Origin of the sequence: Desulfolutivibrio sp., from assembly GCF_036584575.1 — a bacterium.
Taxonomy (GTDB): Bacteria; Desulfobacterota; Desulfovibrionia; order Desulfovibrionales; family Desulfovibrionaceae; genus Desulfolutivibrio.
On the sequence record NZ_JAZHDB010000214.1, the window covers coordinates 1 to 11,188 of the forward strand.

An 11,188-nucleotide genomic window follows, 5' to 3' on the forward strand; every position below is an offset into this window, starting at 1 on the left:
TCTTCGCCATGCGCATGGAGGCCTTTTTGGACATTCCGGCCAAACGCGAGTTGCCGGTGTTCTGGATCGGGCTTCCGGTCATGGGCGACCCCACCTACGCCAAACAGGCCCAGGCCATGAATGAAATCGTGCGCACGGAATGCGGCAAGTATCCCAACTGCCGCTTTCTGGACACCTGGAACCTCCTGTGCGACCCCGAGGACACCTATGCGGCGTTTCTCAAAAACGACAAGGGGGGCAAGGTCAAGGTCCGGGCCAACGACAAAATCCATTTCACCGTCGCTGGCGGCGACATCCTGGCCCAATCTTTTTTCGACCAGGTGTCCAAGCACGCCATCTTCCGGGAAAAATCCGACCAGACCGCTGAAACGGCGGCAGGCGGCCAGACGGCCGCCCCCACCGGGGCACCATGATCCGGCCCGCTGGCGGGCGATGTCCCCGTCCATGGTCCTTTTTTTCCGTTTTTTTCCCGACATTCTCCCACTTCCTGACACTCTGTCTGGCCTGCCTGTGGCTTCTGGCCGTCACGGGTTGCGGCGACTCCCCGGAACCCGTCGACGTGACCCCCCGGGACCTTTTCCGCTCCCTGGCCCCGAAAAAGGCGCCTCCCGTCATCCTGGTCGTCGGGGATTCCCTGTCCATCAGCCTGGCCGACACCCTGGACGGCGTCTTGAATGGCCACGGCAGCCGTCTGGTCCGGCTGGGCAAGGTGGGCGGCGGCCTGACCCGGCCGGAACTTCTGGATTTTCCCCAGGCCCTTCCTGAACTTTTGCGCGATCAGCGGCCGGACGTGGCCATTTTCATGATCGGGGCCAACGACGCCATGCCCTTGGTCACCGCCGACGGCGCGCGGGTTCTTTTCGACTCCACCCCGTGGAAGGCGGCCTATGCCGCCGCCGCCGCACGCCTCGTGGACATGGTCCTGACCGCCAACCCCAAGGCCGCCATTTTCTGGGTCGGCGCGCCGCCCATGGCCGACCGGGCCTTGAGCGCCGCCCTGCGCACCGTGAACGCCGCCTTGCGCGACGCCTGCACGTCCAAGCCCCCCTGCCGCTTCATCGACACCTGGGAAACCTTCTCCGACGCCGAGGACGCCTACACCCCCACGGCCCGGGATCTCTCAGGCGCGCTGATTCCCCTGCGCACCGGCGACGGCGTGCATCTGACCGACGCCGGGGCCAGACGACTGACCGCCCGGGTGATCTCCGCCACGGGAGATGTCCTGCCCGTTCCGCCTTCCCCGGCCCGGGACGCCCTGCTCGCGGCTCTGACGGAGGCCACCCCCATCCCCCAGGCCACGGCCTCCCCGCCGCCGCGCGACGAGAGCCCCCGGAAACATGTGGTCAAACGCGGCGAAACCATGGCCAGCATCGCCAGGCAGCACGGCCTGACCCCGGACGCCCTGCGCCGGGCCAACAAGGGCGTGGACCCCAAAAAACTGCGCCAGGGGCAGACCCTCATCCTGCCTGCGGGCGGCGACGGCCCCTGAGGACGCACCAGCCCCGAAGCGGCATCAGGCGAAAAGCGTTCCGGCCGCCCCCTGCCCTGACCACCCAGCCGGACGTCCGGGGACATCCATGGTCCAAAGCGCCTTGGGACTCATTTTGTTGGTGCTCATCGCCTGGCTTGTGAGCGAAAACCGGCGGGCCGTGAGACTTCGGACCATCCTGGCTGGCATTGTCCTGCAGCTTGCGGTGGGTTTTGTGTTCCTCAAGATTGCGGTCGTCAAGGACGCTTTTTTGAGCCTGAACCGGCTGGTCATGGCCCTGGACACGGCCACCACGGCCGGAACCACCTTCGTGTTCGGCTTCCTTGGCGGCGCCCCCCTGCCCTTTGCCGAGACCGGCATGGGCAGCACCTTCGTCATGGCCTGCAAGGCCCTGCCGTTGATGCTGGTGGTCAGCGCCCTGTCGTCGCTCCTTTTTTATTGGCGGGTGCTCCCGGTCCTGGTCAAGGTGCTGTCCCGGGCGCTGCAAAAGACCATGGGCATCGGCGGGGCGCTGGGGGTGAGCGTGGCCGCCAACATCTTCGTGGGCATGGTGGAGGCCCCGCTATTCATCCGTCCCTATCTGGCGAACATGACCCGCAGCGAACTGTTCACGGTCATGACCGCTGGCATGGCCACCGTGGCCGGGACGGTCATGGTGCTCTACGCCACCTTTTTGCAAAACGTCATTCCCGACGCTCTGGGGCACATCCTGGTGGCCTCGATCATTAGCGCCCCGGCAGCCGTCCTGGTGTCCATGGTCATGATCCCCGAGACCGAAAAGATCACCGACGGCGAGATCATCCCGCCCAACCCGGCCACCGGCGCCATGGACGCCATCACCCGGGGGGCCTCGGACGGCATGGGGCTTCTGATCAGCGTCACGGGCACGCTCATCGTGCTGGTGGCCATGGTCTCCCTGGCGGACCAGGCCTTGGGACTTCTGCCCAACGTCATGGGCGCGCCGCTGACCCTGCCGCGCCTCTTCGGATTCGCCTTCCGCCCCCTGGTGTGGCTTTGCGGCGTGCCCTGGGCCGAGTCGGAGACGGCCGGGTTGCTCATGGGCGTCAAGACCGCGCTTAACGAGCTTTTGGCCTATCTGGAGATGTCGCGGCTTCCCGCCGACGCGCTTTCCGAACGCTCCCGGCTGATCATGACCTACGCCATGTGCGGCTTCGCCAACTTCGGCAGCCTGGGCATCCTGGTGGGCGGCATGGGGGCCATGGCCCCGACCCGCCGGGGGGAGATCGTGGCCCTGGGCATGCGGTCGCTTGTGTCGGGCACCCTGGCCACGCTCATGACCGGGGCGGTGGTGGGCATCTTCCTGTAGACTTCTGGCGGGTGCGGCCACGGTACGCCGCTGCGGCCGCCCCCCCTGTTTCGCATTCTTAAAAAAAGGCCTGGCGCCGCCTCGGGCGCCCGGCCTTTTTTTTAAAATCCCTTGACCAGGTCTTCGAACCTCGTTATGCTTTTTTTAACATATCAAACGACAGCAACATTACCTGGGCGACCGCACCGATGCCATCCGCCTGGCTCCCGGTTCCCCTGCGGAAGGGGCGCCCCTGCTCGGGCGTCCCTCGCCCAGGCCCGACGGCTCCCGCCCCATGTTTCTCCCGCCCGCGTGGGTTCGGTTCAAAGGGGCTTCCTCTCCGGGTCGCGCTCCTGCCGGTCCCGGCAGGGCATGTTCTTGTGTACCGGACGATCCTTGAGGGAACAGTACAGGGCCACAAAGGTCCGGCAACTGCCCGAACCGTCAATGCCGTCCTTCTTCGGCCAGGAGGCGTACCGGCATCCCAGGTCGCAAAAACCAGACGTGTCCGTGTTCATGTCGCCCCCGATCCCCTTTCGGCTTTGCCGAGAAACCGTCCCGTGTCCCCGTCTCATCCCGGGCACATGGGCTCTGTCCTGCCAGGGCATCGTGCCATGTCCGGTCCTACCCGCCAAGACGCTCAGGCGACAATTTGTTTTGTGATGCGCGTTGGCTCAGGCCGGATTCTCCCCGGTGAAAAGCGTATACGCCTCGCCGGGAAAAAGAGGCTGCGTCCTGACCCCGGCAAACCCCGCCTGGGTCAGCATTTTCGCAAAGCCGTCCGGAGAGGGCAGGCTTCCCGCATCGGCCGTGACCGTCGACCACAGCATAAGCACCCGGGAGAAGGGACCGCCGCCGCCCTGACATACCGTGGTCACCGCCAGCCTGCCACCCGGTTTCAACCAGGACCGCAATCGTACCAGCAGGTCGGGCCTCTCCGCTTCCAAAAAATAGTAGATATTGTTGTGAAGCGTGATCAGGTCGAACTCCCGGTCAAAAGACAGTTCGCGAACATCGTCATTCACCATCCGGAATCTGTCCGCAAAGCCCTCTTCGCGCAGGGACGCCGCCGCCTTTTCGGCGACCTCGGGAACGCGTTCCACGGCCACGGCCGTCGCCTTGGGATTGCGGCGCAAGGCCGCAGCCACATAGACACCGGAGCCGCAGCCCACCTCCAACAACCGGAAGGGACCGTTTCCGGGCACGAGTTCCCGGGTGACGGCCGTCAACACCGGCTCCAGGGTCCGCGACGACCGGGCGATGACCGAAGAAAAGGCCGCTGTCATCTCGGCCAGTCTTCGGGCGTCGGATTCCCCGCCAGGTGCGGCCGCCACACAGGCGACATGCAGCCCGGACACCTCCGAGGCCATGGCCCGCCAGGAATCGTTCGTATCTTTGGCCAGTGCCTTGGCCAGAAAGCCCTTGAGCCGGTAGCGGCCGTTTTTCAGATCAAGCTCTTTCAGGGTAACGCCAAGGTCGAGCAGCGCTTCCAGGGCTGGATGCCGGTCAGCACCGATTTCCAAGGCCAGCCCCGTCTCGGCCAAAGACGCACCGTCCGTTCCAAGCTTCTGCAAAAGCCCGAGTTCACCGGCGCGGGCCAGAAAACACACCCGGTACAGTTCCGTGCTCGTCCGTTCAAGCCGTCTCACCAGCCCCATCTGACCACTTTTGAGAAAACACCACATTCCGCGTAGCGACAGCATTGGCTTTCCCTCTCCTGTTGAGCATTCAACCGTTTACAAGTCCCCGCTCCCACAAACGGATCTGGACCTCCAGATCGTTTCGAACCTGAGCCGGATCAAACTCCGGCCCGCTCAGACCGCCCAAAAGCTCCAGATAATAGGCGGCGAAAAAGGCCTTCCCGGCCAAGGCGGCATCCACCTCCGGGGCGTATTCTCCCTGGGCCTTGGCCTCCTCCACGATCCCGCTCACGAGGGATATAAAACCCAGGACCGCATCCCGAACCCGCTCTCCCCATTCACCGCCAAGAAAGAGCGACTCCTTGACCAAGGCGCGCGAGAGCTCGGGATCTTCGGCATAATAGGCATACAAAGCCCCGGCCAGATACAGCAGCCTGTCCCGGCATGGCGCATCCCGAGGCGGCAGGCTGGCCACGGCGCGGCCGATGGTCTGTTCGAGATCCTCGTGGAGCGCCGCCGCCAGCAGGGTGGCCTTGTCCGGAAAATGGGCGAACACCGTGCCTTCGGCCACCCCGGCCCGCCGGGCCAATTCCTTGGTCGGCGCCAGCCGGTAGCCTTTCTCCAGATACAGTTCCTTGGCGGCCGCCAAAATAAGCCGCCGCGTCTCAGCGGAGGTCTGCTCCCGGCGTGTGGATATCCTGGTCATGGATCACCTCATGAGTTCAATCATTATATGAGTACACTCATTTAATGAGCTAACTACACACGAAGGCGCCAAGCCGTCAAGCCCTCCTTCGGCCCACGCTCCCAAAAAGGACGACTGAACCCGCGGCAACCACCTAGGGGGGTTGTGCGTAGGATTTTTTCCGTCGCCACGTTTCCCCAATCCCCTCCGCAGGCCCTGGCCCAGGGATTCCGGAAGCCCTGGGCACAGGCTCCTTCCAGGTGCGCCTTGAAGCAGCCTGGACCCTGCCGCTAGAGCTTTGCCCCGCCGGGTGAGAGAATTTCAAAATTTTGTTGACAATGATAATCGCTTTCAATTAAACATGGCCCAACGCAAACAATGAGAATCGGAATCACTTCGAGGGAGGCAGATCATGTGCGCATCGCTTATCGGCGGAATGGACCGGCTCAAGCGCGATTATATCGAGGCCGCGAAAGAAGGCGGCGTGACGCTCAAATGTTTCACCGGCAAGGAACGCGGCATCGCGGCCCAGATCGGTGAATCCGACCTGGTCATCGTCTTCACCAACAAGGTGTCCCACGAGGCCCGGCGCGAAGCGGCCAAGGCCGCCAAATCCCGCAACATTCCCCTGCGCATGCTGCATTCCTGCGGCGTCTCCTCCCTGCGGGATTGTCTGCGCGCCGAATAGGTACGGACCCGAAGCGAACCAACGAAGTTCAGCGATTCCCCGTCGGCGTTCGCAACACTGGACGGCGTAGCGTGCCGGGGAATGGCCAATTCCGCGAACCGTCCTGTAAACCGGAGAGATGCGTATGGGTACGGCTGAGCGCATCGTCCTTCTCAATCAAAACGGGAAGGAGGCCTTCCACAAGGGTCGTTACGAAGACGCCCTGTATTACCTGGGCATGGCGGCGGATCGGGCCAGACTGGCCGGAACGCCGCTTCAGGAGGCGGACATCCGCAACACCATCGGCCTGGTTTTTCGCGATCTGGGCAATCCCTCCCAGGCGGAAATCCATTTCAAACTGGCCTTGTCGCTCATTGGGAAAAAGGCCGGGGACGACGCCCCCCTGTATTCCGTCGTCACGGCCAATCTGAAGGGTCTGCACAACAGCGCCGAACGTTGACCAGTCCTCCCGGCCCCACCGGGAAAAAACCAGGAGCATGCCACCCATGGTATCCACCGCTTCCATCTCGTCTCTGGGTTCCCTGCGGCCCTTTATCGAACGGGCCTTCCGCAAAACCCCCGTCAGGAGCGAGACCCCCGAGGTTCCCGCATCCTGCGCCGCCCCCCTGCCCCATCCTGTCCGGTCGCCCCACGAAGGAGCCGCCATGGACCAGTCCTGATCCGGACACCGCCACGGATATCGCCATAAGCCGCATCGGATGCGGTCTTCTCCCGGGCTGACGCCGCGTTGTGAAGCGCCTGGACGGCAGCGTGCGGCGAGAACAACAGGCGGGCGCGGCAGTCCGACGCCAACGGCGTGACGGCGAAAGGATTTTTCATGACCGTGCAGCATGGCGCGCCGTTTTTCACCCATGACGACGCATCACCTTTCTTCCCCCGACGTACTCCGGGAGGGCTTATGTACCTGGACAATACGGACGGGCCGGACCTCGACCGTCGAACGAAGCTGTGCGACTTCGCCTCGCGCGTATCGGAATCCGCCCTGTGTCTGCCTCATATGGTTCACCAGCTCGCCGAATCCCTCGGCTGGGCCATCGACGCCAAGGATCCCTGCACATGGTCCCATTCCGAAGACGTGGCCCGGGTTTCCCGACGCCTGGCCATGGCCATGGGCCTTTCCCGGGAGATGGCCGAGGTCGTGCATGTGGCCGGCCATCTGCACGACATGGGAAAGATCGGCGTCCCGGACATGGTTTTGACCAAGCCCACCTCCCTGACCCGGGAGGAATGGGCCATGATCCGCGCCCATCCCGTGGTGGGGGCGCGCATCGTGTCGCCCATCGCCCGAATGAATGAAACCGGGGTCACGGGCATGATTCTCTCCCACCACGAACGCTATGACGGCCGTGGCTATCCCGACGGCCTGCGCGGCGAGGCCATCCCGCTGGGGGCGCGCATCATCGCCGTGGCCGACAGCCTCTCCGCCATGTTGCAGCGGCGGCCCTACCGGGCGGGCATCCCCTACGCCAAGGCCCGCGACGAGATCCTGCGCTGCCGGGAAACCCAGTTCGATCCCCTGGTGGTGGACGCCTTCGCCGACATCGCCGACAGCCTCGAAGCCCACTTCGCAAGCGACCGCCAGCCATGTTTCCCAGGTCCGCAGTCACGCCTTCCGGGCCGTCCGTCCCCCTGTGAAACGAGGCCGGGCAACGCCAGCCAGGATGCCAAAAAATGACCACCGAACCCAAGGCCCCGCTACACGGGGCATCCCCGTCGCGTACGCATCCGGCCACGGCCGCCCGGGAAGGAGCACTCTCCATGAACCCGCTGGAAACCACGAACGACGAAACGCAGCACACTCTAAATGATGCCGATTCCAGGGCCAGGGTCAGCGTGAAGCGGCATATACCCAGGTTTCTCCGGGACGGTTGGGACGCCGTCGGCAGGATGGTGGAAAAAGTGAGCGTCAAAGCGAAGATGGCCGTGGTCCTGTTTTGCGTGATGATTGTCCCCACGGCGGTCATTTTATACCTGGTGGAATCCCACGCATCGCGGGACACGGCCCTGTATCTGGCGGCCTATCTGGCGATCGCCCTGGCCCTTCTCAGTCCCCTGGCCGGATTCCTCAGCCGCTTTCTGGTCATCAAAGACATCCGTGAGATCAATTCCTTTTGCATGGAGGTCAAGCGCGGCAACTACGCCGTGCGGTTCGAGCTTCCCGTGGAGGATGAGGAGGAACATGACATCCTGCGCCTCAAGCGCAACCTGGACTGGATGACCCACCTGATCGGCTCCCGCGAGACCCGGCTCCGGGTGGAGCTGGAAAAGACCGACACCACGAAAAAAATGTTCGAGGAACTGTCCAACCGGGATCCCCTCACGGGGCTCGGCAACCGCCGCCAGTTCGAGACCCGCATCCGCGAACTGGCCTGCCGCGCCCGCCACACCGGCCACCCCTTCCACCTCATGCTCATCGACTGCGACAAGTTCAAGCAGGTCAATGACGTGCATGGCCACCAGACCGGCGACATGGTTTTGACCCTGCTTGGGACCATCATTCGCGAATCCGTCCGGGAACAGGTGGATGGGTGCTACCGGCTCGGCGGGGACGAGTTCGGCATCCTGTTGCCCACGCGCGACACCGAGGCCGCGCGCGTGGTCGGGGAGCGCATCCGCACCCGTTTCGCCGCATCGCAACAGTATGGTTGCACGGTGAGCATCGGTGGCGCGGCCTATCGGTCGGCCACAGGGCCCTGCCCCGACGCGGACGAAGAACTTCGCGACCTTATCGCCCGCAGCGACAAGGTGGTGTACGCCGTGAAAAAACTCGGCGGCGACCGGGTCACCCTGGAAGAAGGCCACTTGGCAGTCCTCAATCGGTCGGCATCTTAATAGTTGACAATGAGAATCAATGTCCTTATTCAATCGCCACAAGGAATCGGTTCTCATTTTCAATGTCAAAAAAACCTCGCGTGCCCGGACGGCGCGCCCAAACCGTCCCGTCCGACAAAAGACCGCTGCCGTGTTCCGACATCCCCGCCCCACGCCACCGCCACAGGCCCTTCGGGTCGGCGCCCGACGCACTCCCCCCCTGACCTCCACGGTTCGCCGCCGTGCTGGCGCGCCGGGCGGCGGATCATGCAGGCTTCGGAGGTCCGGCTTCATTCAACCCCGCAATCTCTCTGTTGCAAGGAGGCGCACCATGGTCATGTCGATGAGAAAAATGTCCGTCAACCAATGCGGCCAGATCCGTCAGGTCATGGCCAGCGGCGAGATGGGACGCCGCATCCGGGATATGGGCTTGGTTCCGGGCACGGAACTGATGGTGGTCGGAAGAGCCCCGCTCCAGGATCCGGTGGCCTTGCGCATGAAGGGCTTCACCCTGTCGCTCCGCAACAGCGAAGCCGACTTCATTACCGTGGAGGCCAAATAGTCCATGGCACAGGCTCATATCCGCGCGGCCATGTCCGGGCAGCCCAATTGCGGCAAATCCACCATGTTCAACGCCATCACCGGCGGTTCGGCCAGGGTCGGGAACTATCCCGGCATCACCGTGGACCGTCTGGAGGGAACCTACCGGAAAAACGGCTATGAAATAAAACTGGTGGATCTCCCCGGCACCTATTCCCTGACCTCCTATTCCATGGAGGAGGTGGTGGCCAGAAACGTCATCGTGGACGAACACCCCGACGTGGTCATCAACATGGTGGACGCCACGGCCCTGGAGCGCAGCCTGTACCTGGCGGTGCAGTTCATGGAGATCGGCGCGCCCCTGGTCCTTGGCCTGAACATGATGGATGAGGTCAGACGCAGCGGCGTGATCATCGACACCAAAAAGCTCTCCCAACTCTTAAACGTCCCGGTGGTGGCCTGCACCGCCAGGCTCGGCCAGGGCCGCGAGGAGCTCATGGCCGAGGTGGTGCAGCTGGCCAAGGACACCAAGGGCCTGTGGAAGCCCATCCGGCTGTCCTACGGCCCGGACCTGGACCCGATCCTGGAACGGATGACCACGCGCATCACGGAAGAGGGGTTCATGACCGGCCGACACGACCCACGCTGGGTGGCCATCAAATACCTCGAAGGCGACGAACTGGTCATCGAGGCCGGGCGGGCCGCCGGTCCCCTGTCCGCCGAACTGGAGGCCATCTGCGCCGAGGCGGAAAAGACCACCCGCTTAAACAGCAACACCACCCCCGACGCCATCATCGCCGACTGGCGGTACGGGTTCATCAACGGCCTGCTCAAGCAGGGCGTGGTCACGGGCGGCGACGAGTTGCGGCGCAACTTTTCAGACAACATCGACCGCATCGTGACCCACAAGCTTTTCGGGCCGCTGATCATGGCCGGGGTGCTGTGGGCCATGTTCTTCGTCACCTTCACCCTGGGGGCCTACCCCCAGGGCTGGATCGAGGACGGCTTCACCTGGCTCTCCGACCTGGGGACCACCTACATTCCCGAAGGCTACACCCAATCCCTGATCGTAAGCGGCATCCTCGGCGGCGTGGGCGCGGTCATCGGGTTCACCCCGCTGATCCTCATCATGTTCGCCATGCTCGTGTTCCTGGAAGACCTGGGATACATGGCGCGGGTGGCCTACATGATGGACAAGGTCATGCGCATCTTCGGCCTGCACGGCATGTCGGTCATGCCGCTGATCATGTCCGGCGGCATCCCCGGCGGCTGCGCCGTGCCCGGCGTCATGTGCGCCCGCACCCTGCGCAGCCCCCGCGAACGCATGGCCACCATCCTCACCGCCCCGTTCATGGTCTGCGGGGCCAAGACCACGGCCTACCTCATGCTCGTGGCCGCGTTTTTTCCGCAAAGCCCCACCGGAGCCATGTTCGCCGTGGTCATCGCGGCCTGGGCTTTCGTGCTGCTCGTGTCGCGGCTTCTGCGCTGGACCGTGGTCAAGGGCGAGAGCACCCCATTCGTCATGGAGATTCCCCCCTACCGCCTGCCCACCCTGCGCGGCGTGGCCGTGCATACCCTGGAGCGGGTCTGGCAATACGTGAAAAAGGCCGGTACCGTGATCCTGGCCGTGTCCATCGTCATGTGGGCGGTGATGACCTTTCCGGAACTTCCCGAGGACACGGCGGCCACCTACGACGCCCGCCGCGCCACTGCCGAGGAGCAGGTCAAGACGGACAATCCCCAGGCCGCAGGCGAGGATCTGGACAAGCTCGTCTCCGACGCCCAGGCACCCATCTCGGACGAACAAAACGAGGCGGCCCTGCAGTATTCCGCAGGCGGCCGCGTGGGCAACTTCCTCAAGCCCGTCACGGATCTGGCCGGATTCCCCTGGCAGGCCAACATCGCGCTCATCGGGGCGTTTGCGGCCAAGGAGGTCTTCGTCTCCACCATGGCCACGGCCTATTCCATGGGCGAGGTCGATCCCGACGACGCCACGACGTTAAGCGACCGGCTGGCCGCCGATCCGGCC

The 11,188-nt window shown here is 64.0% G+C and carries 13 protein-coding genes; 10 read left to right on the plus strand and 3 right to left on the minus strand.

Features of this window, described 5'->3' with window-relative positions; genetic code table 11:
* From V3572_RS15640 to V3572_RS15650, 3 genes are all read left to right on the plus strand, one after another.
* The coding region (locus V3572_RS15640; RefSeq protein WP_442877395.1) for a DUF459 domain-containing protein at positions 1-413 on the plus strand (413 nt) is incomplete at its 5' end.
* A gap of 146 nt (positions 414-559) precedes the next feature.
* Positions 560-1,489, plus strand: coding sequence for a DUF459 domain-containing protein (locus tag V3572_RS15645; protein WP_332111953.1), 930 nt, complete (start codon positions 560-562; stop codon positions 1,487-1,489).
* Between the two features lie 88 nt (positions 1,490-1,577).
* Positions 1,578-2,816, plus strand: coding sequence for a NupC/NupG family nucleoside CNT transporter (locus tag V3572_RS15650; protein ID WP_332111954.1), 1,239 nt, complete (start codon positions 1,578-1,580; stop codon positions 2,814-2,816).
* A 302-nt stretch (positions 2,817-3,118) separates the two neighbouring features.
* Here V3572_RS15650 and V3572_RS15655 read toward each other — a convergent pair whose 3' ends face one another.
* The 3 genes from V3572_RS15655 to V3572_RS15665 form a co-directional block, all read right to left on the minus strand.
* Positions 3,119-3,313, minus strand: a complete 195-nt coding sequence (locus tag V3572_RS15655) for a hypothetical protein (protein WP_332111955.1) — start codon at positions 3,311-3,313, stop codon at positions 3,119-3,121.
* 156 nt (positions 3,314-3,469) lie between these two features.
* On the minus strand, positions 3,470-4,498 hold the full coding sequence (locus V3572_RS15660; RefSeq protein ID WP_332111956.1) for a class I SAM-dependent methyltransferase: 1,029 nt from the start codon (positions 4,496-4,498) through the stop codon (positions 3,470-3,472).
* A gap of 25 nt (positions 4,499-4,523) precedes the next feature.
* Positions 4,524-5,141 (minus strand): TetR/AcrR family transcriptional regulator, encoded by a 618-nt coding sequence (locus V3572_RS15665; protein WP_332111957.1) that lies wholly within the window; start codon positions 5,139-5,141, stop codon positions 4,524-4,526.
* A 391-nt stretch (positions 5,142-5,532) separates the two neighbouring features.
* Here V3572_RS15665 and V3572_RS15670 point away from each other — a divergent pair, with 391 nt between their 5' ends.
* The 7 genes from V3572_RS15670 to feoB form a co-directional block, all read left to right on the plus strand.
* Positions 5,533-5,808, plus strand: a complete 276-nt coding sequence (locus tag V3572_RS15670) for a DUF2325 domain-containing protein (protein WP_163303204.1) — start codon at positions 5,533-5,535, stop codon at positions 5,806-5,808.
* A 124-nt stretch (positions 5,809-5,932) separates the two neighbouring features.
* Complete coding sequence (locus V3572_RS15675; RefSeq protein WP_332111958.1) at positions 5,933-6,247, plus strand: tetratricopeptide repeat protein; 315 nt, start codon at positions 5,933-5,935, stop codon at positions 6,245-6,247.
* A 46-nt stretch (positions 6,248-6,293) separates the two neighbouring features.
* Positions 6,294-6,467 (plus strand): hypothetical protein, encoded by a 174-nt coding sequence (locus V3572_RS15680; protein ID WP_332111959.1) that lies wholly within the window; start codon positions 6,294-6,296, stop codon positions 6,465-6,467.
* 158 nt (positions 6,468-6,625) lie between these two features.
* On the plus strand, positions 6,626-7,483 hold the full coding sequence (locus tag V3572_RS15685; RefSeq protein ID WP_332111960.1) for an HD-GYP domain-containing protein: 858 nt from the start codon (positions 6,626-6,628) through the stop codon (positions 7,481-7,483).
* A gap of 83 nt (positions 7,484-7,566) precedes the next feature.
* Positions 7,567-8,640, plus strand: a complete 1,074-nt coding sequence (locus V3572_RS15690) for a GGDEF domain-containing protein (RefSeq protein WP_332111961.1) — start codon at positions 7,567-7,569, stop codon at positions 8,638-8,640.
* 310 nt (positions 8,641-8,950) lie between these two features.
* On the plus strand, positions 8,951-9,181 hold the full coding sequence (locus V3572_RS15695) for a FeoA family protein (protein WP_332111962.1): 231 nt from the start codon (positions 8,951-8,953) through the stop codon (positions 9,179-9,181).
* A gap of 3 nt (positions 9,182-9,184) precedes the next feature.
* Positions 9,185-11,188, plus strand: a 2,004-nt coding sequence (gene feoB / locus V3572_RS15700) for a ferrous iron transport protein B (protein WP_332111963.1), incomplete at its 3' end; no start/stop codon positions are given.